Here is a 25,702-nt window from a genome sequence, read left to right as displayed (position 1 = left end):
ATGAAGTACATTATTATCGGTTTAGGAAACTACGGTCGTGTGTTGGCTGAAGAGTTATCGGCACTGGGACACGAGATTATTGGTGCGGATATTAGTGAAAGCCGCGTAGATAGTATAAAAGATAAGGTTGCTACTGCATTTGTGATTGATGCAACGGATGAACAGGCTTTGTCCGTGCTTCCTCTGAACAGTGTCGATATAGTGATTGTCGCCATAGGTGAGAATTTCGGCGCATCGGTGCGTGTGGTTGCTTTGCTGAAACAAAAGAAGGTTGCTCATATCTATGCCCGTGCCATTGATATGGTGCATAAAGCCGTGCTTGAAGCATTCAGCTTGGAGAAGATATTGACACCGGAAGAAGATGCGGCCCGCAGTCTGGTGCAACTGCTGGATTTTGGAACAAGCGTGGAAGCTTTCCGTGTCGATTCGGAATATTATGTCGTCAAGTTTACAGTCCCGAAAAAGTTTGTAGGATACTTTGTCAATGAGTTGAATCTGGACGAAGAATTTCACTTAAAACTAATCGGATTGAAGCGGGCGGATAAAGTAACTAATTGTCTGGGTATTTCTTTAATGGAGCTTCATGTGAAGAATGAACTTCCGGGGGACGAGAAAGTAGAAGAAGGGGATGAATTGGTGTGCTACGGTAAATATCGTGACTTCCAATCCTTTTGGAAAGCTATTTGATTATTATTCATCTTTAAATATAAAAAAATGCGATTAAAAAGACTACTATTACCGGCTATTTTGTTGCTGGTTTCTGTTTTTGTGAAGGCACAAAAGAGTAATGAATTTACAGTGTTGCAATGGAATGTATGGCAGGAAGGTACCATGATACCAGGCGGATATGATGCTATTATCAATGAGATAGTCCGTCTGAAGCCTGACTTTGTGACTTTCAGTGAGGTGAGGAATTACAATAAAACGAATTTCACGGCACGTGTGTGCGCTTCACTTCAGGAAAAGGGGCTGAAGTATTATTCTTTTTATACTTATGATACCGGTTTACTAAGCAAGCATCCTATCACGGACTCTTTGACGGTTTTTCCGGAAAAGAATGACCATGGAAGTATTTATCGTCTAACAAGTTCCGTGAACGGAAAGAAGGTAGCGGTTTATACTGCCCACCTGGATTATCTGGACTGTGCATATTATAACGCCCGTGGCTATGACGGCTCTACCTGGAAAGAAATTCCACTGCCGGCGTCAGTAGATGAAATTATGAAAGTCAATGTAGCCTCTCAGCGGGATGATGCGATTCGTATGTTTATCGCCCAGGCTGAGAAAGACCTTGCAAACGGCTATCGGGTGATCGTGGGAGGAGACTTCAACGAACCTTCTCATCGCGATTGGATTGAGAAAAATAAGAACTTGTACGACCACAACGGCTTTGTTGTACCCTGGACAGTTACCACTTTGTTGGAAGAAGCTGGCTTTATTGACAGCTACCGTAAGATTTATCCCAATCCTCTGACGCATCCGGGATTTACCTATCCTTCGGATAACCTGGCAAAAACTCCGGAAAAGATAACATGGGCTCCTAAAGCGGACGAACGGGATCGTATTGATTTTATCTTCTATAAAGGAAAAGGATTGAAAGCAAAGAAAGCCGTTTTGTTTGGTCCGAAAGAATCTATTGTCCGCTCTCAACGTGTAGAGGAAACATCAAAAGATGAATTCATAGTACCGCTTGATGTGTGGCCGACAGACCATAAGGGATTGCTAGTGACATTTATCTGTAAATAATCGACTTTAATATTTTAGGCACAGATTATACGGTTTTAGAACTATGATTGCATAAAGCAACAGGGTAATCTGTGCCTAAATAATAGTATAGGGTAGGATGGATTTCTCTATTTCTTATAATTCTACCCTTTTATTTTGCCTGAAGATGGACTGTTCCGGTTTTCACTCCACTTGCCTTGGCAGTCAGTACAAGATCTCCGGCAATCTCTCCTGCCTGTACAATCGCTGTCAACATTCCATGGAAAGCGTGCATCTTCGGAAGGTGGAATTGTTCCAGATTGGTAGGGTCGCCGTTAGCAACAGCCCGGAACTTACCGGCTCCTTTTACGGAGAAGTGAATCAGGCGGCTATCGGTAGGACAGAGGTTACCATCTTTGTCTACCACTTTCACAGTGACGTAGGCGAGGTCTTTTCCATCGGCTGTCAGTTCGTTGCGGTTGCTGACCAGTTCGATATGATGAGGCTTTCCGGCAGTGCGTACTGTCTTTTCCGCTACTGCTTTTCCGTCCTTATTGTAGGCTACAACTTTTACTTCGCCCGGTTCGTATACGGCATCCATCCACATTAAGCGGTAACGGCTCTTTAAAGAACTGTTATTCTTGCTTTGTTTACCGTAGCTTTTTCCGTTGATAAACAGTTCGGCAGTAGGATAGTTGGTATATACGAATACCGGGGTCACTTCACCTTCGCGTCCCGGCCAAGTCCAATGAGGAAGGATATGTAGTGTTTCTGCATTTTTGTTCCATACGCTACGGTAGAGATAATAACGGTCCTTAGGGATACTGGCAAGGTCGATAATACCAAACATAGAACTATGATTCGGCCATGAATTGACATCATATGGTGAAGGTTCGCCCAAATAATCGAATCCTGTCCATACGAATTGTCCGATAGTCCAGTGGTTATCATCGGCTAAGGCGAAATCTTCATCCGGGATATTCGACCACGGACATGCTTCCACGTCATACGAAGAACATTGGTGGTCTTCGTATTTGGCACCTTTCTTTTCTTCTACCGGAAATTTGTAGACTCCGCGTGAACTGACAGTGGAAGCCGTCTCGCTACCAAGAATCAAGTTCTGCGGAAGCTGGTCGTAAGATTCTTTATAACGCTGTGTGCGATAATTAAGTCCCGGAATGTCAATCATGGCTGCAAAGCCGTTGGCAAGCACACAAGACACTTGATCCATACCGCAAGTCACGGGACGGGTAGGGTCTTCACGGTGGCAGATATCCTGCAAGAACTTGGCCACTTTATAACCGACAGGACTGCATTGAGTAGGTACTTCATTACCGATACTCCACATCACTACACAAGGATTGTTGCGGTAATTATGAAGCATATTTATCATATCGCGTTCTGCCCATTCGTTGAAATAACGGTGATAACCGTTGTCGCATTTGGCAATATCCCATTCGTCAAACGGTTCAATCATCATCATAAATCCCATTTCATCACATAATTCAACGAGTTCCGGAGCCGGCATATTATGCGATGTACGGATAGCATCACAACCCATATCCTTCAAAAGAGTAAGTTGATGGCGGAGTGCCGCTACATTGATAGCTGCTCCCAACGGACCTAAATCATGATGATTACATACACCCTGGAATTTCCGGTGTTCTCCGTTCAGGTAGAAACCTTTATCGGCGATAAATTCAATACTGCGGATACCGAAGCGGGTCGTATAGGTATCTACCAACTTATTATCTGCATAGATTTTAGAAACCGCTTTGTAGAGCGACGGGCTTTCCGGCGACCAGAGTTCAGGTGCATTTACGATGAAGTTCTGTTCAAACGGCTGTCCGTGATTGATACGGCCGGTATTTTCTTTGCGGGTAACCACCTTTCCGTCTGGGGAAAGAATTTCCGTCTCCATGCGGATTTGTGTTTTTTCACCGGCATTGTCTATCCTCGTTTGCAGGCGTACGGCTGCAAATTCTTTACTGACATGAGGAGTCGTAATCTGTGTTCCCCATACAGGCACGTGGATTCTATCAGTAACAATCAGGTGTACATTGCGGTACAAGCCCGCTCCCGGATACCAGCGTGAAGATTGCGGACGGTTTTCCAGCCGTACGGCCAGTGTATTGCTCTTTCCGTTTTTGTTCAGGAAAGGAGTGACATTGCAATGGAAAGAATTGTAACCGAAGGGCCAGAAACAAGCCTCCTTACCATTCACATAAACGCGGGCTTCACTCATAGCACCGTCAAAGAGCAGAGTCACTTCTTTGTCGGCGGGAGTATCAAAACTAGTACGGTACCAGCCGGAACCTACATAAGGCAGTCCCCCTGTGCGTCCTGTTTTCAAAGACGCCTTTTCCTCAAAATTTTGTGTGATGGCCACATTCTGAAGATCATTGTTCATATCGAAAGGACCAAAGATAGCCCAGTCATGTGGAAGGACGACTGATTCCCATTGGGTGTCATTAAACTCCGGCTGACTGGCCTCTTTGATATCTCCTTTGCTGAATTTCCAGTTCTTTTCGAGCAATGTCTCGCTACGCTGTGCTTGCAGGCTGCAAGCAGCTGCCAACAAAAGTGCAGTTGCTAACTGTTTTTGGTGTTTCATGTTCATTTATCTCTTAAAAGCATTAAATGAATTGGTGGGTTTGCCACTGTCATCGAACATCCCTTTACTATAACCTTTCCAGTTACCGTAACATTGAGGTTCCCAGGTAAATACTCCCAGACATTGGTCTACTTGTTTGGCTTTGGTAACGAAGTCTGTATAGAAGGCTTCCGCTTCTTCGTAATCCCAACTAATACCGATTTCACACATCATTACCGGAGTATTGTATTTGGCTATTAACGCTTTCATATTGGCGATACAATCATTATTCATCGCTTCCCAGTCGTCCGGTGTGTGTGCGTCTTCGGTTGATATGTCCGGATAAAGTGACATACCGATGATGTCCCATTTGGCATTGTTTTCGTGTAAGTAGCCGAAGATCCTATTGTACAGGCTGGCATTATTTCCTTGGTCAAGATGAACAATAACTTTGGCTTCCGGATAGACTTCTTTTACAGCATCGTAACCCGCTGTGACAAATGATGCGAAATTAACCCTTCCTTCTTCACTTGTAGTTTGTCCGGTAGGGAACAACATTCCTTGATGTGTTTCGTTACCCACTTGTACCCATTCCACGTCAATACCTTTCTCTTTCAATGTACTGAGTACATCTTTCGTATGGTCGGCGATAGCTTGCTTCAATTGCTCTACGGAGTAATCTGCCCATGCTTGGGGTTTAGCTTGCTGTGAAGGATCAGCCCAACGGTCGCTGTAATGAAAGTCAATCATGATACGGTAGCCCAAGTTATGGGCTCTCCATGCTTTGAGCAATACATCTCCTTTGTTACACCAACCTCTCACATCATCAGTGTCATTCTCCGGATTTACCCATACACGCAGGCGAATGGCATTCATTCCTAAATCACGTAATAGGGACATACATTCCTGTTCTTTTTCTTCGGCAGTATAGAACTTATATCCGGAACTTTCCATTTCCGTTAACCAGCTGACATCGGCTCCTCTGGCGAAACCTGACATATCATAAGTTACTTCTTCCTTTTCCGGGAAGACCGGTGTGTCATTGTCATCGCTGCAAGCGGTGAAAAGGCTTCCGCCAAGTAGGGCGGAAGCTATGAATAGAATCTGTTTAAATCGTTTCATAATGTTCTGTTGATTATTGTTTATCCATAGTAAATGTTAGGGAAGCAATGTCAAGGGTAATTGCATAAGTACCGGTTTCAGCAGGAACAATACTTCCGCTTCCATTACTGTCGGTCAAGTATAGTTTTTCTTTATTTCCCTTTAATGCCCAGTTCCATACCAAACCGTTTTCTGCATTATTAAGCAGGAAGTAGAAACCGTAGTTATTGCCCAGATTATCAATGATAACGGTGGCTTTCCAAACTTTGTTTGTTTCATCGTATGTCATCAAATCTTTGTTTAAATCCCAATTGTTAAACTCACCACAGACATTGATTTGGGTTATTTCTGTTGCTCCCCAAGTCATGTCGGCCAGACTGGCTGTGACAATGAAAGTACGACATTCTTCCTGGTGGAACCAGATATTCTGTCCACCGTCCGCCAGTTTGTATTCATCGTTGGAGTCGCATCCATACCAGATACTGGCTGTTTGGTCTACAATCTTAAAATTATCCCAACCATTAGTCATTTGGTAAACACCTTGATAACTTCCGTGATGTTCGCCGCTATTGTCGTAAACAGGGTTTAATGTAGCTAACCAGCCCTTTCCATCCATGTTTCCTACACCCTGCATTTCCAGATAAGAAGGATAAGTAGGTTCACTACTTCCACCTTCCGTAACGCTAACAGTCCATTGTTCGGGATTATTAAGGTCAATAACCAGCGTACATTCTCCCGTAGCCGGAACACTTACCGTTATATTTCCGGCTGTTGCAGTCTCACCTGTACTGAATGTCAGTTGTCCGGCAGTTCCACCGAAAGCAAATGGGGTATCTTTGGCTTTTGTATCGTCAATGGCATTATCGGAACCGCTGACACTGGTATTGTTGTAAAACTTACCTGTTCCTTGAAGTTGAATGTTGATATTCGTACCTTCCGTACCCGTAAATACACCTTTCCATTGGTTATCTGTACGGCTGTATTGCATATTGATACCTTCTATGCCGCTTACATTCAGTTCGGGTATCAGTAAGGCGTTCCATTGTTTCTGGGCGGTATTTACATTCACGAAATAACATCCCGACTGACCGGGGAACCACATATCCCATGTTCCTTCCGCTGCGTCTGTTGTCAACAAGAATGGAGTTCCTACTCCGCCGGATTGGGCTGTATGCCAGGTTGTTCCGTCTGCTTCCTGTACGTAAATGCCTTCCCAAGCCGCTGCCCCGAAGAATCCGCTATATTGTCCGTCAGCATTTGCCGAATAGAAATCCTGACCGGAATCTTGACCGCTACCCTTGTTGATAATGCTGGCGTAATGCATATCAATAGGATAAGGAGTCACTGTGACTGCCACTGTATTGCTATATACAGGAGCGATGTTACTGCCATTGCTTCCTGCCAGTCGGAAATAAAGAGGAGCGGCTTCTTCAGCCGGTGCATTTAGTTTGTAAGCAATGATGTTCAGAGCGGCGACTGTATAACTTTTGGATACTCCGTTTTCCGTAGATTCGATAATGCTGCCTGAAAAATCTTCAGACCGGGATACTTGTACGGTAGTTTGAATGCCGCTGGTCGCTTGATATCTCGGGTCGCTGATTTGCAATGTCTGGTCGCTCCAGGCAAGGGATAATGCGTAAAGCTTGGCAGTAGCTTCCGTCAGTACAACGGCATTGGTAGAAGCGATTAAGTCACTCTCCACCGGGCTGGAGAGATAGAATTTCTCTCCGTCTTTCTCACACGCTCCTAATAAAAGGAGTGCGGAGAGTAAAGCCAACAGGGTATTTATTTTTTTCATATTGTTGTATCGAATAAGCATGATTAATAGTTTTCATTGTATAGGTTCGGATTGGCGGTTAACTCGGTAGTCGGTATCGGGTAAATATTGTACCGGCTGTTTACCGCTGTTCCTTCTTTTACTCCGCCTTTCCATTGCCATAAGTAACCATTGGTAGTGAATACTCCGTAGCGGATTAAATCGGTACGGCGATGTCCTTCCCAATAAAGTTCGCGGGCGCGTTCGTCCAAAATAAACGATAGATTGATTTGGCTTGCGTTTTTATTATTGCTGTCGTCACCGTATGCTCTTTCTTGGATTTGGTTGATATAACCGACAACTTCCGTTGCTGTTGTTCCGCTTCCACCTCGTACAAAGGCTTCTGCTATCATCAGATATACATCTGCCAGGCGGAACAAAGGATAATCCGTGTTTACGCCACCGTCTGCGGTATTGGAAGCTGTTTCTCCTGCATCCGTCAGGTTCGTCCATTTCTCTACAAAGTAACCGTTACTTTGGTCGTCAATCTTATCCAGGTTCAGTGTTTGCCCATCAGTGAAAAACATGGCCCGTTTATCTTCTTCTCCGGTAAACAGGGAGGGGATTTCTCCGCGTACACGGAACATACCCCAACCGCTTTTCACTCCGTAATCTTCCGGCTTCTGCAAATCCGAAGTATTACTAACCGCACCACAGACAATATAAGTGGAAGAGCCCCACGAAACGGTATGCGTAGCGTCTACCGGCAAAGTGAAGATGATTTCGTTAGCAGTACGTTTATCGTTATCAGCGTTGAATAACTTGTTGTAATCATCTTCCAATGAATACCCTTGCTTGATAACCTCTTTACAAGCACTGATACATTCGGTATATTTCGGTGTATTGATGTAAACTTCCGCGTTCAGATACAGCTTGGCCAATAAGGTATAAGCAGCTCCCCGGGAAGCCCGTCCGTAAGGACAGTTGGCTCTGTCGAGCATATCGCTTGTGATACTTGTCAGTTCCGATTCAATATAGCTGAAAACTTGTGCAGCCGTGTAGCGTGGTGGCAGATAGCCGACAGTCGGGTCGTTCTCTGTTACAAACGGGATGTTGCGGAACAAATCCATTGCATGATAATAGAACAAGGCACGCATGAAACGGGCTTCGGCACGGTAATGGCGAATTTCAGTCTGTTCCTGTTCCGTAAACCGGGCAATGCTCTCATCCGTAGCATTACGAAGAAATTCGTTACATAATGCAATGTTGTAATAAATACGATAGTACATATCCGATACCCAAGGGTCATTGGCGTCCCAGCTCAAGTAAGTCAGACCGGTAACGTTATCACCCGACAGCCAGGTAGAAGCTACTTCATCTGTTCCACATTCTTGTAGATTGAAGAAGCAACGCATATAATCCTGACCGCTGTTACTGCTCAAATCCGGATCACCGCCCTTTTCCTGACCGGTGGTTACCATAGCAGCGTATATTTTCCCTAAAACGGCTTTATAGTTATCGGCACTTGTGTAGATCGTGGAAGATGTTTCGTCTTCATGCGGATATTGGTCCAAATCGCCTATACAGGAACTCAACAGCAATGCGCTGCAAAAATAGAAAGCTGTATATAATATCTTTTTCATGATTCGCTTGTTTTTAAAAGTAATTAGAAGTTGAAACCTACGTTAAGTGAGAATGTACGTGGGCGGGGGTAGAAGGAATTATCCACTCCGTTGGGGACTTCCGGGTCTACACCACTGTATTTCGTGATACAGAATACATTCTGAACCATTGCACTGACATTCAAGCTGCATCCTTTACAAATCTGCCCGAAGTTATAGTTCAATGACAGATTATCCATTTTCAGGAAAGAAGCATTCTCCACATAGTAATCGGACAAGTATTGGCGGGACTTGAAGCCGGTTTTCAGATAACTACGCGACAGGTTGTTCAACTGATAAGAGTTGTAGCTCACTGTTTCCCAGGCTCCGGCATTCATAGCCATAGCATTGTAAACATAGTTACCGATATTGGCACGCAGGCTGGTGCTCAACGTCCATTTCTTCCAGCGTAGGGAAGTGCTGAAACCGAGGATATAGTCAGGAGCGGGAGAGTGGTAACGGTATAAATCTTCCGTATTGATTTCTCCGTCTCCGTTAAGGTCTACATAAGCGCCTTCTACGGGCTTCCCGGTTTTTTCGTCATAGAGCTGGTGATAGACGTAGAACATATAGGGGGCATATCCTTCGGTCAACGTCTGTACCTGATAGCTGTCAATATAAGGGCCGACCGAAGTATTAGTTGCGGCAGCACCGGCTACGAGAGACAGGTTCTTTACTTTCATCTTTTGCCATGTCATATTGAAACTGATATCCCAGTTCCAGTCTTTAGTTTGAACAGGGGTTGCGTTTATGCTGAATTCGATACCCTGACTGTCTACATTTCCTACGTTTGTAGTGATATTACGATCGAAGGTCGTCCCGGCTGCGGCGGGAACCGTGGCAATCAAGTCCTTTGTTTGGCGGGTGTAGTAGTCGAAGCTACCTGTAATGCGGTCTTTCAGGAAGCCGAAGTCGAATCCGACGTTCCAGGAAGTAGTTGTTTCCCATTTCAAATCGGGCACATAGGAACTGGGACGGTAGGTATGAATGTATCCGTTACCCATGCTGGCTTCCGCACCGTTTTGGCTTTGAGTGTAGATAGGCAGGTAATTATAATTGCCGATACCGTCCTGCTGTCCGGTCACACCATAGCTGGCACGGAGCTTCAAGTTACTCAATACTTTATTGTCTTTCAGGAAAGATTCTTCTGTCACTCTCCAGCCTAAAGCTACCGAAGGGAAAGTACCCCAACGTACATTCTTGGCGAAACGGGAAGTGGCGTCCCGGCGGATAGTCGTAGTCAGCATATAGCGTGAATCGAAAGAATAATTCAGACGGCCGTAGTAGGAGAGCAACACGTGGCGCTCATCCTTCGCTTTGGATGTCTTTTGTATCTCTCCCAACGTGTTCATTTCGCTATAAAGCGGTGTAGTCGATTTCCAGTACTGATAGTCGTAACCGGCTGTCACGTCAAAGCTACTCTTGATAGATTCGACGAGCTTGTTGTAATTGGCATATAAGGTAAGTAGACGGTTCTCCTTCTTTTCGGGGCCGTAGCTGTAATCCAGACCGGAAGTATTGTAGTTCTGTGCCGCTTCTGCCGGAACATATACGCTACCTTTACCTTGTGCGTAGTCATAGCCCAGTGTAGCGTGCAGTTTCAGATCGGGGAAGAAGTGAACACGGTAATCCGCATCGACATTTCCGATAAAACGCCTTACGTTACTTTGAGAATCATTCATCTTGATAAGTCCTACGGGGTTCATTACGGCGCCGTTGACAGGGGCGCCTGTGTTGTCTGTCGCTTCCGTGTATCCGCCGAAGGTATCCAGTCCTGAATAAACGGGAATGGTCGGGTTCATGGTAGCGGCTGCCCAGATAGCGTCTGTATTGCCGAATGTATTGTTGTTGATAGAACCCTTGGCGTTAATATTCAGCTTCAGGTGGTCTTTGAAGAAAGAGGGAGTCAGCATAATGCTTCCCGTATAGCGTTCCGCATTATCAGTGCGTAGCAGACCGCTTTGGTTATAATAACCTACCGACACACGGAACGGCCAGTTCTTGGCAATCTTTCCGGAGACGCTCAGATTATTATCCGTACCGAAAGCATTCTGATAGATCTCATCGTTCCAGTTCGTGTGGGCTGTTCCCAACAGAGCTTGCTGGGCAGAAGTTCCTTGTGTCCGAATCGTGTTGACAAATTGGTCGTAGCTTAACATATCCGCCAGTTTGGTGCGTGTCTGAATGGAGTTGGTAGTGCTGAATGTGATTTGCAGTTTGTCCGAAGTCCCTTTCTTGGTAGTGATAAGGATTACCCCGTTGGATGCACGCGAACCGTAGATAGCGGTGGAAGAAGCATCTTTCAGAATGGTCATACTTTCAATGTCGTTCGGGTTGATGAGGCTCAGAAAGTTTCCGTCGTTCCCGCTGATACCACCCTGTTCCAAAGGAACACCGTCCAAAACAATCAACGGGTCGTTGCTGGCATTCAGTGAGGCACCGCCACGCACACGGATGGTACTTCCCGCCGTAGGCGAACCACTATTGGACATAATCTGCACGCCGGAGATTTTTCCGTTAATCAGTTGCTCGGGAGAGCTGACCAGTCCCATATTGAAGTCTTTGCTGCTGACGTTTGTTACCGAACCGGTCAGGTCGCTTTTTCGTTGCGTTCCATATCCGATAACAACTACATCACTCAATACCTGTGAATCACTTTTCATCTGTACGTTCAGTACAGAGCCGCTTGTAGGAAGGGCAACTATTTTAGTCTCATATCCCACATAAGAGAATTGCAACTCTTTGTTGCCCTGCGGTACGTTCAATGTGTAGTTACCGTCAAAGTCGGTAACCGTACCGGTAGAAGTGCCCACGATGAGGATACTTACTCCGATCATCGGTTCTTTGTTCTCATCAATCACTTGTCCGGTGATTTTCTTGCCGCCCTGTTGGGCAAAGGCAGGAATGATACCTCCTAAAAAGGCTGTACACAATATAAGGAGTACAGTCAGTTGGCGTAGATTTAAGATATTCCTGTTCATAATTAATGTGTTATTGATAATAGATTTATTGTATTATTATTGTTTGGGACGCTGGGTGAACATATCCGGCTATTCCAGCCACACGTCTCCAAGTTCAATCTCTACGGTTGGTTTGCCGGTTCCAGGCATTGACAGTTCCAGTTTCTCTATCTTCTCCGGTCGGAAAGGAATTACCGTCTCCGGGTGGAAATACTGTTTCAGGAATGTCGGATAAGCTATGGGCAACAATGCGGTATCCGTTAGACGCAGTTCTTTCAGAGGAATCCGTACAATGCCTTCTGCTGACGGAGCAGGGCAGAGACTTTTGTAGGTATATCCGTCCGAAGTGACAAAACATGCGCTGAGTCCTTGCGGAAGAGGTTTGTTTCTATTTACACGAATACAGAGCGTAGTGCAACTTTTCACTTTATCTTTTCTTCCTTCGATTTCATCTTTTACGAATGCGCGGAGGAAGTGTTGCGGATTTTTTCCTTTCGGTGTGAAACAGAACCGGAGCAACGGCTTCTCAGTCGGAGAAGAATCAAGTAAGGTACGTTGCAGGTCGTTCCATTCAGGAAGTGTATATGCTTCTATCCGGCTATCTGTATCCGTTACTTTCAGTAGTTGTATCGCACTACCAGAAGCGACAACACGTGTAGTCCAGTAGAAATCGGAAGTATAGTTCCAGTCCAATGGACTTCCTTGGATTCCCGAGGAACTTCCGGTGACGGAATTTCCGGCGGGATAAGTATGGGTGCTGTCGCCCCGGCAGACGATGATGTTATACTTGAAACAATCTTCCTTTATATCTGCAGCGGGCAGGATAGCCTGATATGTATAGCCGCTTGTACGTTTCATCTTTATATACGGGTTATGCTCGTTCCAAAAAGACACCTTATCCGTGTATATAATGACAGAATCCGGAAAAACGCTTCCTGCTACTTGCGCATTAATAATCAATGCTTTGCCTGCTTCGGCAATGCTTGCCGGAGTATGAGTGACCTTATAATCCATAGTACGGGGAGTGGGAGCTACAAACTCTCCGATACGAATCGAATTCCAACGTGAATCAGCTTTCCAGTTCTGTTGCGGGGTACAACCGTTTCGTTTCAACAGGTAAACCCCCGGACGAAGGTCGCAAATCACTCCATTCGTCACTGTTTCTTCTTTCCGGTCGTTCTTCTTGTCGAGAGCTGTGAGAGTAAACACTTTGCCCAAATCCGGAATTCGTAATGCCATATCCCAAGTACCGTAGATAATGCTGACTACTTCTTTTTTGAGTGACGGCTTGGCAAAAGGGTCATTGACTACTACCGCATCCGGCATTACTTCGAGTCGCCATACTCCTGATTCAAGGCAATCAATGAAATAAGCTCCCGTACCTTCATAGTCCACTATCGGCGAGCTTCCGCATCCGGCGATTGAAACCAGCTTTGATGCATCTTTGGGTGGTGTATGTGTCTGATTAGAGTAATAAAACTTCTCTCCATTATTCAACTCGCTTAAATCTTCCGCATAGCTGACGCGAAAGCCATTACCGAATATGGTATCCTGAGGATAACTCCCATACGATTCTCCTCTTTTCAAACTCCGTGCAGCTTCGGCGGCAATTTTCATGCTGATAGCCTTATTCGGAGTATAGGCAAGATTCAGAAAATGAGTCTGATACTCCGTATTGGCGAACGCAAGGTCTATCGGGTCATAAGCAAACTGCGTAATCCATTGGAAACCGGCCGTGCGGAAAGTCCTTACCATGGCCGGATACATATAAGAGTACATAATATCCGCCGGATCGAATTCATAAATCATCCGTGCTTTCTTATTGAATTCTTTCACTTTTCCGGCGAAAGGAATGTCATAACGGTCTACGTAAGGAAGGAAATTCCCTTGTTGTGTTTGTCCGGATACGAGCCCGATAGGATACCATTGATAGGTAGTTCCCTGAACAGTCGTTTCATAATAGGCTTCTGCCACATATCCGTTGTGACTTACATTATAAAATACTGGTTTACGGTTTCCCGCCTTGCTCATTGATTTCAGCATACGGTTGATGTAGGCTTTTACTTCTTCTTTCGTACCGGAATGGCAGGGTTCGTTATTGATCTCAAAACCTACGATAGAAGGATCGTCTTTATAAGCCAGTCCTGTATAAGGATTAGTATGTTTCACCAAGTCGCGGAGATAAGTTTCCTGTGCGGCAATCGCTTCCGGATTAGAATGCATATCGCATTTATCATATTTATAAGAGAAACCGCCGGTTTGTATATTCCGTTCGGGGTATCCGTTTCCGAAGTTAGTCTGTGCGGTGATGACAATATGGATATTGCGCTCCTTAAGTTTGGCAATTAGATAATCCATGAGGTCAATATGCTCGTTTTCAAGGAGATTACCTTGCCCGTCTGTCAGCTCCACGTCCCATAGATGAATACGGTAAGCATTCAGTCCCAAGCGGGAGAGATGATATACATCTTTATCTATGGCAGCTTTGCGGTCGACTCCCAAATAGCCGAGTGCGCGGTAGGCATGGGCAAAAGGCAGGGTGTAGTTTACTCCGAAGAAAGAGGCCTCTTCGTGGGTGTCGCTCCAGCGCATCACTCCGTTTCCATCTATATATATTATAGGTGTAGTTACTTTCCCCTGCATACCGGTGAAGGTAAACAACAGACAAATAAAGGTAAGAATAAACTGTCTTTTCATGCTATCAAATTTGGCGGGTTATTTATACCGGCAAAGATAAGATAGGTGCTGATTTGATGAAAGCACAGATTGGACATATAAGGATAAAAATAGGACGAAAGGTGCTTTTCAGCCGCGATTAGGCCATAATTAGTTCCAATATGTGCTTTTATGAGGTTCGTCTATTTCACCTCTTGCACAGAATAACCGTAGAATATGAACTGGTTGTTACCGTTCTTCCATGCAATCTACTTATAGATAAATTTCTTTCCCTCCTTTACAAATTTTCTCCGGTCTAACGGCAAATTTTCTTTCCGTCTGCTGCAAACTATAAACGCAAGCTTCATTTTTATAAACGCAACTTGCATTTATAAAAATGAAGCTTGCGTTTATATAATTAGAACTTGCGTTTATAGTTTATATACTATCAAAAACAACTTAACCGTTAGACCGGAAAAAGTTAACTTCTAATGCAACAGGATTTATCTAACAATAGACCGGAAGAAAGATGATAGGTTGCAATGGACAAAGCGCTACATGATGAAAGGTAAAAACACAGCAATTAATGCCTCATCCTCACCCGCAAGTGCTTTATTTATTGTGATTTTCTTCGTCAACAGCAGGCTGCATATATTGCTTCGGCGTTTTTCCGAACTCAGCCTGAAAACATTTGGAAAAATAAGAATGGTTGGAGAAGCCCACCATATACATTACTTCGGCAACGGTGAACTTCTTTTGCTGCAATAACATGGCAGCCTTTTTCATCCGGATTGACTTGATGTATTCTACGGGAGACATTCCGGTCAATTGCTTAATTTTCCGGTAAATCTGTTTGTTACTGATACCGGATAATTCACAAAGAGCATTCACATTCAGTTCCGACTCCGAAAGATGGTCTTCAATCAGGCGAATTATATTCGACAGGAATTTCTCGTCCTGCGATTCCGCTTCAATCGGTTTGAGTACGGGCAACGATTCCAGTCGCTTCTTCTCCTGTGTCGCGGGGATTTCCTCTTCCTCCACTGCTATGACGGGAATATTCAATCCGACGGAAGTCCCTTTTCCTTCTTCGGAGGTGACGCCGGTGATGTGTCCGCCGTGCAGTTCTGTGTAAGTTTTTACCAGATAAAGCCCGATACCCGTACCTTCCTTATTACCGGAGTGGGGGGATTGGAAAAAACGTTGGAAGATGTAAGGAATGTCCCGCGGCGGGATTCCCGATCCTGTGTCCGATACACAGATATCCACTAAGCCGGTTTCTTCGCGATAGAAAAGAGACAACCGGATACTGCCGCCGTCCGGAGTGAATTTCACTGCATTTGAAAGCAGACTGTCTAGTATCACTCCCAGTTTGATAGCGTCCATATCGGCATAAATCTTCGCTTTGTTTGTCTCGAAAAGGAAAGTCAGCCGCTTGTCTTCTTCGTAGACGGAGAACAGACTGTGGCTGAATGACACAAGTTCGATACGCGACAGTATTAGTAGTGAATCTTCGTTATCTTCTATACGGTTGAAGTTGAGCACCTGATGAATCAGCGAATTAATCTTCATCGCATTGCGTTGCACTTCTTCCAATGTCTGTTTCTCGTGCGCTTCCTCCGTCGCAGGGAGCAGCTGGCTCACGGGTGCAATAATCCGGCTAAGCGGTGTCTTTAGCTCATTGGACAGGTTGCTGAAGAAAGCCATTTTCTGGCGTGACTGTTCCAGAATCTTCTCTTTCTCCATACGTTCCATTTTCAACCGGTTCTTGACGCGGAAGAAATTGATTGTCCAGATGATGAGGCTGAGGAACAAAAGAACATAAATCACCTTTGCCCAAACCGTATAATACCACGGAGGCAGGATCTTGATATTCAAAATATAAGGATGTTCGGACGGGTGGCCACTCTTTTCCACCTTACTGATAATTAATTGATAATCTCCGTAGTTGAGGTTGCTGTATGTAATGCGGTTTGTATTCGATTTCAGGAAATTCCATTCTTTGTCCATTCCCTCCAGCCGATAGACAAATTCATGCTTTTCCTCTAGCGAATAGGGGAGGTCGGAAAGTTCGAAAGCCAGATTATTCTGGTTATATGCCAGTTCGATAGAGTTCGTATAACGGATATTAGGTATGCTTTCTCCGGTGTGCGGAGACATCAACTGGTTGTTGATATATAAAGCAGTCAGCAGGATCGGGCGTTCCGGTTGATTCATAGCCTGTATGTCCGGCCGGGAAATACCGAATCCGTCCGCACCTCCCAAATAGATGTTTTCGTCTTTCGGGTCAAAGAAAAGACTTGTGAAACGCTTGTCTGTCATGTTCTGTTGGCGTGCATCCATTGTTTTCCGGTCGACAATCCAAAGCCCGTTGGTTGTAGAAATCCAGATATGCTCTTTTACGGAAGTCATAGACAGAATTTCATTGTTACTGAAGCTGCCGAAGGTAATACTTTGCTGACCGGAATCTTGGGGATTGATGCGCATGACCCCACCGTGAAATCCTACCCAGAGCATACCGTCCTCATCTCGTAGGAGATAATTCGGGCTCTTTTCACCGCTCAACTCTTCGGCAAACAATTTGGTTACTTGCTGCGTGCGCGGATTGATTTTGTCTATTCCTTTGCTGTTGTAGAGCAATACCCATACATTACCTTCCGCATCGGGAACAATTTGGTTGATGAACATTCCTGACAGGCCGTTGCGAGTGGAATAGTTCTGCTCGGCTATGTAGGTTCCGCCGGAAGATTGTACCAGTTTTTGTTTGTCTACTACAAAAATACCTCCGAGGCAGGTTGCTATCCAGAGTTTTCCGTCGGTGTCTTCAAACAGGTAATAAGCCCAGTTGGTGTTGTTTGTTCCTGTGCTGTCTACGATGTTGTAGTGTACAAATTGGTGAGTCTTGTAGTCGTAACGGTTAATACTGCCGTCCGTGGCTATCCAGAGTTGTTGTTCTCTGTCTTCGTAGATGTGTCGGATACGGTTGTGGGACAACGGATGGTGCTTATCTCCCATTCTGTACCAGACAGCGTCGTGCTTGTTACCGGTGGGGTTGGTAAAACGGATGACTCCGTTAGTTCCTCCGAACCAGTAGAACCCTTTGGAATCCCGGAACAGGGAATAAAACTGGTTTCCGTCTCCTGTACCCGTGATTTGCGAGATAGGAATGAATTGCAATGCACTGTTGTAGCGTGAAAGGGAGATGCCGTAATCCGTTCCCAGCCAGATGTTCTGTTCCTGATCGGCAAATATATTCCAGATAATATTGTTGGTTAGCGACTGGATATTGCGGGAGTCGTGTACGATGTGTTGCAGTGTCCCATTATCGTTCTGGTAAACATAAAGTCCGTTATCGGTACCCGCTAATAAATTTCCATCCCCGTCCAAAGCCAGTGATTTAATGGAATTGTTGTGGAAGGCATCTATCGGTTTCATTAGTCCCGTGGCCGGAGTATATTGGAAAAGAGATCCTTCCATTCCGATCCAGATACATTGGCGGGACGTATCTTCCAACAAAGAGTTGACAAAGAGATTGCTCACGCTCCGGTTGACGGGCAACGGGATATTTTCAAACTTTCCGCTTTCCTCTATATATCGGCATAAACCATTGTAGGTGCCTACATATATCTGATTGTCCGTTGTGCGGATGATAGAATAAATAGTGTGATGGGGAAGTCCGTTGCTCTTACTGTCGAGTGAAGCCAGTTTCTTTGTGTTGAGTTGATACGTATACAGACCGTTCAACGAACCTATCCATAAGGTGTCTCCTTGAAGCGCCATTGTCCGTACATCTGTCGGGAAATCCGTTTCCGGTTGTTCGTATTTGTCCGTCCGGTAGTTGTAGACGAGGATTCCGTTATCTGTCCCTAAATATAAATAAGTATTGTCTGCTATTATTCCGCAGTAAATGCGCGTGTTATTGCGTTCTCCATAAGTGAAGTGCTGCTGTGTGGAATATCCGTCGTAACTGAATAACCCTTTGTTGGAACCTATCCATATCAACCCTTCGCTGTCTTGCAGGAAGCAACTGATGACCGATGCTTCGGCACCGAGGTAGATATTCTCGAATTGTTGATAATTCACTTTCTGCCCGTATGCACTGCCGCCTATACAGAATGCACAGACAAGAAAAAGAATCGTTATCATTCGTTGGCACATATTGTCAGGTTTGCAGGTTTTTAAATCAGTAATTATTGCAAATAACTTTGTTCTTTATTGCAAATGTAGGAAAAATGCCGGTTACTCTTGTAAATCTCACCGTCTTTTTGTTCCTTTGTCGTCTATTTATAAACAGAAAACTTCAGGATGAAAAAGCTTATTTATCTGCTTTTGTTGCCGCTGGTTGTGGCTGTGACTGCTTGTGGCGGTAAAGTAAACTCGAAAAAGGAGTCGGTATTGGCAACGCAGGATAGCGTAGACGCCCGTGGAATACAACGGATGCAGACTTCTAAAAGTGAAATAGACATCAAATTCAAAGGGAAGGATTATCGTTCTTTCGTTTCCCGTACACCGGACGAGAGCCTGCCTCATGTTACCAATGAAATGGGGGATACGTATATGGATAATAAAATCGTGCTGCGTCTGACGCGCGGCGGTGAATCAGTGTTCAACAAGACCTTCACCAAGAATGATTTTTCTTCGGTAGTGGATGCCGACTTTCTGGCAAAGTCCGTGCTCGAAGGAATCGTATATGATAAAACAACTCCGCAAGGCATTGTATATGCAGCGAGTGTCTGCTATCCGCAGACGGATTTGTATGTCCCGCTTTCCATAACGATAACCGCCGACGGAAAGATGAGTATTCAGAAAGTTGATATGCTGGAAGACGCGTATGAAGAAGAAACACCCGATTAAGCCTGTGAACAGGCTTTTTAGTAGAATAGCACAAATGTGAAAACATTTGAGACAAACGAAAGGCAACCGAAAAAGGTTGCCTTTCATATTTTTGTACCGTTGATAAATTTGCTGTCCTGTTTTTATTTGTATACCGAGGACTGAAAGTTAAAGAACACAAAAAAAGACTGTTCTTCGGTTATTCCCAAATCTTTCCTAAATCTGTATCGTTATTTGCTGTATAAAATAAAGTATAGTATTAACGTTAAAAAAATAATGATTATGAAGAAAATTCTATCTTTACTCGTGTTGGCTATTGTTGCCGTACAATTTTCATGGGCTGCTGATGTGATAACTAAAGACATGAATCAGTTACCGCTTCCGGCACGCAATTTTATTAACCGTCATTTTACTAAACCCGAAGTGTCTCATATCAAGATTGATAAGGAAATGCTGGAGGCTACCAAATATGAGGTGTTACTGACAGACGGTACGGAAATAGAATTCGACAGCAAGGGAAACTGGGAAGAAGTAAGTGCCCGAAAAGGACAGGTGATTCCTGCAAGTATTGTTCCGAACTTTGCCGTTGATTATCTGAAAGCACATAATTTTGCTGCTGAAGGAGTGACGAAAGTGGAGCGTGACCGTAAGGGATATGAAGTTGAATTGTCCACAGGCGTCTCTTTCAAGTTTGACAAGAAAGGGAAGTTTGTTAAAGCGGACGATTAAGTATAAGTGATAGTATAATAATAAACCTGAACCAAAAAAGTAACTATGTTGAGATTTAAGTTTGGCGCCTGGGCGGTGGTTCTGATGTTGGCTGCCCTTTCATTCGGTGCCTGTTCCGATGAAGATGATGATCCGGCTTTCAATCCGCCTTCCAATATTACGGAAGCCTTGAAACAATTATATCCGGCAGCTCAGAATATAGAATGGGAAATGAAAGATGTGTATTATGTGGCCGATTGCTGGGTGGCCGATGACGAACTGGAAGTCTGGTTTGACGGGAATGCGAATTGGCTGATGACAGAAAATGAACTGGAAAGTATAGATAGTTTAGTTCCGGCTGTATATACTGCTTTCAATAATACCAAATACAGTTCTTGGGTGGTGACCGATGTCTATGTACTCGTTTATCCGCAGAATCCTACGGAATCTGTCATTCAGGTGAAGCAGGGAAGCCGGCGCTATTCACTGGTTTTCTCGCAGGATGGTGGATTGCTGCACGAAAAGGATATCAGTAATGGGGATGATACGATTTGGCCTCCGGCTGAATAATTTCTTATCCATTTAACTGAAATGGAAAGAGTGACGGTATCTTGTCAGGATAGCGTCACTCTTTTGTTAGTATAGTGACGGTCTTCCGATAAGATAGCGTCACTATAATTGTAGGTTTACATTTGCTGGTAATCTTTGGCCAATCCTCCTTCACTCGTCTCTTTGTAGAGTGAGGGAAGGTCATGTCCGGTTTGTTTCATCACTTGCACTACCTTGTCGAAAGATACACGATGCATACCGTCCGTAAAGGCGGAATAAAGATTTGCGTCGAGTGCGCGGGCGGCAGCGTAGGCATTCCGTTCGATGCAGGGAATCTGTACCAATCCGCATACAGGGTCGCAAGTCATACCCAAGTGATGTTCCAATCCCATTTCTGCTGCATATTCAATTTGTGCCGGACTACCTCCGAATAATTGGTTGGCTGCTGCCGATGCCATGGCACAGGCAACGCCTACTTCACCTTGGCAACCTACTTCCGCGCCGGAGATAGACGCATTGAATTTGACGATGTTTCCGATCAGTCCGGCAGTAGCCAATGCACGCAAAATACGCATATCGCTAAAATCACGGCTCTTTTGCAGGTGATAAAGTACGGCAGGCATGACACCGCAGGAACCACAGGTGGGGGCAGTTACTATCTTTCCCCCCGAAGCGTTCTCCTCGCTTACCGCCAGTGCATAAGAGAATACGAGTCCTCTCGATTGAAGGGACTGTTTGTATCCGGTAGCACGTATATAATAGGTAGAAGCTTTCCGTCGCAGGTTCAATGGGCCGGGGAGCACTCCTTCCGCTTCCAGTCCGCGGTGGATGGCTTCTTTCATTGTATCCCATACTTCAGCGAGGTAATCCCAGATATCTTCATTCTCGCACTCTTTCATATATTCCCAGTAACTCTTTCCGGTACGTTCGCACCATTCCAGAATTTCCGTCATACTGTTCATCCCATATACTTCAGGACTTTCAATTGTCGGATTGCTGTTGTTTTCAGCTAGTGCGCCTCCGCCGATACTATAAACTGTCCAATTCTCCTGAATCTTGTTGTTGGCGTCGAAAGCGGCAAATGTCATTCCGTTCGGGTGGAAAGGAAGAAAGACTTTCGGTTGCCAGATGATTTCTACCGGGGCGGTAGTTTTGAGTGTGTCTATAATGGCTACATCCGTCATGTGCCCTTTTCCGGTAGCGGCGAGACTTCCATAGAGTGTTACTTTGAAAGAGGCTGCATCCGGATGACGTTCTACGAACATTTCTGCAGCTTTGCGTGGACCCATTGTGTGACTGCTGGAAGGACCAGTACCGATTCGATATAGCTCTTTAATTGATTTCATGAGTTATGTGTGCTTAATTAATACCATTTCTTTTTTCTAAAATACAAATATACAACAATACCGATAACTCCCATTAAAATCCATGCAAATAAATATCCGTATCGCCAATCAAGCTCCGGCATCCATTTGTAATTCATTCCCCATACTCCGACTAAAAAGGTGAGAGGGATGAAGATAGTGGATACAATGGTCAGACGTTTCATGATGTCGTTCATGCGTAAGTCATTGTTGGATATATATAGATCGACTAATGAAGAAAGCGTTTCACGGCAGATTTCAATAGTCTGGAGAACGAACTGTAAATGGTCATTCACGTCATTGAAGAACGCACGGTTTACTTTATGGATAAGCAGGTTTTCCGCCCGTAACAGTTTTACGTATTGTTCCTTCAGGGGAAGAATGGATTTCTTCATCAGCATATATTGACGCCGGAGTGACTGGATCTGGATACCTATATCATTTTCGTCGGTGATAGTCAGCAACTCCTCTTCAAGATCTTCGAGGGCATCGTCGATAGAAGAAATTGTTGAGATGTAATTGGTCATTATACTGTTCAGCAGTACACTGAGCAAATAATCCGTCTGACGGCTACGTATTTTCAGTACATCATTGCGTAAGGCAGCGTTAATATCATCGAAGAAGTCGGTTTCCTGTTCGAGAAAGGTTAGCACATAGTTGCTTCCCAGAATGACACAGACTTGCTGTTGGAGCAGTTCGTCCAGTTCGTTTTCCTCCTTATGGGTGTTGGGATAGAATAATTTCAGGATGAGAACGATATATTTATCATGTTCTTCGATTTTAGTCGGGTGGTCTGCGTTCAGGATATCCTGCAAAACAAGGAAGTCTATTTCAAAATGAGCGCAAATCTCGCGGATTGTTTCCGTATCTTTTAAACCATGCACTTGCAACCAGTTGATTCGCGCACTGTCTAATGTTGCTTTGACGGATTGGAAGGTGTCGCCGGAGCTTTCCTGCATCTCAGTGGCATTGTAGGTGCAGAGATGAATGTGGGTAGGAGTAAGGCTGTCCCCTGTGTAAATGAGCTTTTCGCTTAATAGGTTATTTTTCATGCTTTATTCTCGTTTTAGAAAACCACCGCAACAAAGGTAGTGGTTTTCTAAATGAGAACAAGTTCTTGCGACGTTTTGTTTACAATATGTCTTATATCCGGGTCAATCAAAATCTACTACTGTGATTCCGGCACCTCCGAACTGCACATGCTCGTCGGCATAATGGCGGATACTCGGTACGGTGGACAGATATTGGCGGATGAGTGTACGAAGGATTCCTGTTCCTGTTCCGTGAAGAATACGTACACGGTCCATGCCGACCAATATGGCATCGTCAATAAAATAAGTGACTGCTTGCAACGCTTCGTCTCCGCGCATCCCACGCACATCGATATCTTGTTTGAAACTAAGTTTCTTTTCGTACATCTGGTCATGTGTCTGGCTGCTGACAAAGGTACTTTTGGCCATGCTTTCCGTCTTGGGGGCCGCGTTGGAGCGTTCGAGACGGTCCAACTTGACGGTTGTCTTGATACTTCCGAAGGCGACGATTGCATTCTTGCCACTGATTTCCATTACCTGCCCGACGCTGGTCTGGCCTTTAATTTTCACATTTTCGCCAACGGAGATAGGAGCCACTTTAGGAGTAGCGGTTGTTGAGGAACTTGCCGCTTTCTGCTCGTTCTTTTTATTCTTCTTCCGTTCCTGTTTCTCTTTCAGTTTCTCCATTTTCCGAGCCATTTTTTCTTCTTGTTCCTTGGAAGCCAATGCATCCAAAGAAGTACGGAAGTCAGTCAGCTCCTGACGGGCCATGCGGGTCTTTTCTTTTTCTGCCTGTGCCTCTTTAATGGTACGGATCGTATTTTCAATACGGGCATTCGATTCCTGTAACATTCGTTCCGCTTCCTCTTTAGCCTGCCGGATAATCTCTTTCCGTGATTTTTGCAGTTCTTCCATTTCAGTCTGATAGCGGGCGATCGTTTCTTCCATGTGCTTCTCCCGTTGGCGGATCGTTTGGCGTTTCCCTTCCCAGTAACGTTTGTCGCGCACGATATCCTGAAGATATTTGTCGGCATTGATGTACTCGCTCCCTACAATTTCCGAGGCGTCAGCGATTACATCTTCCGGCAATCCGATTTTCCGTGCGATCTCTACAGCAAAGGAGCTTCCCGGGTTACCGATCTGCAATTGGAAGAGTGCCTGCATTAAATGGCGGTCGTAAAGCATGGCGCCGTTGACTACGCCTTCATGGTCTTCTGCAAAATGCTTCAGATTCTGGTAGTGGGTGGTAATCACTCCGAAAGTCCTTTTCTGGTTGAAACGTTTCAGTACAGCTTCGGCAATGGCACCTCCAATCTGCGGCTCCGTACCTCCTCCGAACTCATCAATCAGGATGAGGCTACGTTCATTGCAACTTTTCATCATTATCTTCATATTGGTGAGGTGAGAGGAGTAGGTACTCAAATCGTCTTCGATAGACTGTTCATCACCGATATCTATGAAAATGCTGCTGAATATACCTGCATGACTGCGTTCGTGCATCGGAATCAACATGCCGCATTGTAACATATATTGCAATAAGCCTACCGTTTTCAGACAGACTGATTTACCTCCGGCATTCGGACCGGAGATAATGAGAATACGCTGTTTCTTGTTTAATTCTATGTCCAAAGGTACGACCTTTTTCCCATGCTTGGCTAGCGACAGTTGTAACAAGGGATGTACGGCCATAGTCCAGTCCAGTAACTGTTCATTTTCTATGGCGGGTTTCAGACTGTTGGTCTGTATGGCGAAATAACTTTTCGCACGGATAAAATCAATTTCTGCCAAAAATTCATACGACTGGAGTATCTCCGGAATAGACGGGCGCAACACATTGGAGAATTCCGTCAGGATACGGATAATTTCCCGTCTTTCGTCTCCTTCGAGTTCGCGGACGCGGTTGTTTGCTTCTACAACCTCCGCCGGTTCGATAAATACGGTTTTTCCGCTTGCCGATTCATCGTGGACGATTCCTTTAATCTTACGTTTGAGGCCCGGAGCGACAGGGATAACCAGGCGACCGTCGCGCATGGTAGGGGCTACGTCCTTATCTACATATCCTTCGGATTGCGCACTGCGCAGAATACTGTTCAACGAGCGGGAAATACTTCCCATTGTATTGGCTAATTCTCTGCGGATACGAGCCAGTTCTGTAGAAGCATTATCTTTTATCTTTCCATATTTATTGAGGATACCGTCTATTTTTCCAATCAATTGGGGGAATACGGCAATGTCTCCCGCCAGTCGTTTCAGACTGGGGTAGGGGCTATCACTTTCTTCTTCGTCTTCATTGTTCCGATGCAGGAAACGGACGATATCACGAATGGTCTCTAGTGAACGGCGCAAGTCGAATAATTCCTGTTCGTCCAGATACATTCCTTCTATCCGTACCCGTTTCAGTGAAGGGCGGACATCGAAAAAAAATTGGTCGGGAAATCCGTCCTCTTCTTGAATGATGCGAACAAACTCGGTTACCTGGTTTAAATTCTCTTCTACTACTTCATATTGTTCGGAAAAGCCCATGTCTGAAACTTTTTCTTCGCCTAAAGTGCTAAGACACTTGTCTTTCAGTAACTGCCTTATCTGGTCGAATCCTGTCTTTTGCTCAAAATTTTGAGGGTATATCATATCTTTATTCCTTATAACTGGGCACAAAAATACGATTAATTCACGAAAAAAGTGTCAGATTGTTTGCAGATTTAAAAATGATTCGTACCTTTGCACCGCTTTCAACGGAAAGCACTTCTGATAAAGGAGTTTTGGAGAGGTGGCAGAGTGGTCGATTGC

General features: G+C 44.8%; 15 protein-coding genes. 5 read left to right on the top strand and 10 right to left on the bottom strand.

The window, feature by feature from the left end:
- Together BHV72_RS13180 and BHV72_RS13175 are read left to right on the top strand one after the other, a co-directional pair.
- Positions 1–687 (top strand): potassium channel family protein, encoded by a 687-nt coding sequence (locus BHV72_RS13180; RefSeq protein ID WP_005677612.1) that lies wholly within the window; start codon positions 1–3, stop codon positions 685–687.
- Positions 688–714: 27 nt separating this feature from the next.
- A complete protein-coding gene (locus BHV72_RS13175) occupies positions 715–1,746 on the top strand; it encodes an endonuclease/exonuclease/phosphatase family protein (RefSeq protein ID WP_005677613.1) in 1,032 nt (343 codons plus the stop codon).
- 130 nt (positions 1,747–1,876) lie between these two features.
- On the opposite strand, the gene galB is transcribed toward BHV72_RS13175, so the two are convergent.
- The 7 genes from galB to BHV72_RS13140 all read right to left on the bottom strand — a co-directional run bounded on the left by galB (position 1,877) and on the right by BHV72_RS13140 (position 18,588).
- Positions 1,877–4,324 carry a beta-galactosidase GalB gene (gene galB, locus BHV72_RS13170; RefSeq protein ID WP_217298763.1) on the bottom strand — a complete coding sequence of 816 codons (2,448 nt, stop codon included), beginning with the start codon at positions 4,322–4,324 and terminating at the stop codon, positions 1,877–1,879.
- Entirely contained in the window at positions 4,325–5,419 is a 1,095-nt protein-coding gene (locus BHV72_RS13165; RefSeq protein ID WP_286856140.1) for a glycoside hydrolase family 53 protein, read from the bottom strand.
- A gap of 13 nt (positions 5,420–5,432) precedes the next feature.
- The gene (locus BHV72_RS13160) at positions 5,433–7,196 is read right to left on the bottom strand and encodes a DUF5114 domain-containing protein (RefSeq protein WP_286856139.1); all 1,764 of its coding nucleotides are present in this window, start codon (positions 7,194–7,196) and stop codon (positions 5,433–5,435) included.
- 23 nt (positions 7,197–7,219) lie between these two features.
- Positions 7,220–8,797 carry a RagB/SusD family nutrient uptake outer membrane protein gene (locus tag BHV72_RS13155; protein ID WP_286856138.1) on the bottom strand — a complete coding sequence of 526 codons (1,578 nt, stop codon included), beginning with the start codon at positions 8,795–8,797 and terminating at the stop codon, positions 7,220–7,222.
- A 23-nt stretch (positions 8,798–8,820) separates the two neighbouring features.
- The gene (locus BHV72_RS13150; RefSeq protein WP_286856137.1) at positions 8,821–11,796 is read right to left on the bottom strand and encodes a SusC/RagA family TonB-linked outer membrane protein; all 2,976 of its coding nucleotides are present in this window, start codon (positions 11,794–11,796) and stop codon (positions 8,821–8,823) included.
- A 69-nt stretch (positions 11,797–11,865) separates the two neighbouring features.
- Positions 11,866–14,472 (bottom strand): glycoside hydrolase 5 family protein, encoded by a 2,607-nt coding sequence (locus BHV72_RS13145; RefSeq protein ID WP_286856136.1) that lies wholly within the window; start codon positions 14,470–14,472, stop codon positions 11,866–11,868.
- Between the two features lie 570 nt (positions 14,473–15,042).
- The gene (locus tag BHV72_RS13140) at positions 15,043–18,588 is read right to left on the bottom strand and encodes a two-component regulator propeller domain-containing protein (protein WP_022042055.1); all 3,546 of its coding nucleotides are present in this window, start codon (positions 18,586–18,588) and stop codon (positions 15,043–15,045) included.
- Between the two features lie 147 nt (positions 18,589–18,735).
- Here BHV72_RS13140 and BHV72_RS13135 point away from each other — a divergent pair, with 147 nt between their 5' ends.
- The 3 genes from BHV72_RS13135 (at position 18,736) to BHV72_RS13125 (ending at position 20,541) form a co-directional block, all read left to right on the top strand.
- Entirely contained in the window at positions 18,736–19,284 is a 549-nt protein-coding gene (locus BHV72_RS13135) for a DUF4738 domain-containing protein (protein ID WP_005677623.1), read from the top strand.
- Positions 19,285–19,545: 261 nt separating this feature from the next.
- On the top strand, positions 19,546–19,992 hold the full coding sequence (locus tag BHV72_RS13130; protein ID WP_005680368.1) for a PepSY-like domain-containing protein: 447 nt from the start codon (positions 19,546–19,548) through the stop codon (positions 19,990–19,992).
- 45 nt (positions 19,993–20,037) lie between these two features.
- On the top strand, positions 20,038–20,541 hold the full coding sequence (locus tag BHV72_RS13125; RefSeq protein ID WP_005677625.1) for a PepSY-like domain-containing protein: 504 nt from the start codon (positions 20,038–20,040) through the stop codon (positions 20,539–20,541).
- Positions 20,542–20,657: 116 nt separating this feature from the next.
- Here the strand turns inward: BHV72_RS13125 and BHV72_RS13120 are convergent, their stop codons facing one another.
- From BHV72_RS13120 to BHV72_RS13110, 3 genes are all read right to left on the bottom strand, one after another.
- The gene (locus BHV72_RS13120; RefSeq protein WP_286856135.1) at positions 20,658–21,866 is read right to left on the bottom strand and encodes an L-serine ammonia-lyase; all 1,209 of its coding nucleotides are present in this window, start codon (positions 21,864–21,866) and stop codon (positions 20,658–20,660) included.
- Between the two features lie 17 nt (positions 21,867–21,883).
- Entirely contained in the window at positions 21,884–22,936 is a 1,053-nt protein-coding gene (gene corA, locus BHV72_RS13115) for a magnesium/cobalt transporter CorA (RefSeq protein WP_005677627.1), read from the bottom strand.
- 102 nt (positions 22,937–23,038) lie between these two features.
- On the bottom strand, positions 23,039–25,543 hold the full coding sequence (locus BHV72_RS13110) for an endonuclease MutS2 (protein ID WP_286856134.1): 2,505 nt from the start codon (positions 25,541–25,543) through the stop codon (positions 23,039–23,041).
- Positions 25,544–25,702 lie beyond the last annotated feature (159 nt).

Origin of the sequence: Bacteroides sp. 43_46, assembly GCF_001915455.1 — a bacterium.
Classification (GTDB): domain Bacteria; phylum Bacteroidota; class Bacteroidia; order Bacteroidales; family Bacteroidaceae; genus Bacteroides; species Bacteroides caccae.
This window is presented reverse-complemented; position numbering and strand designations above follow the sequence as displayed.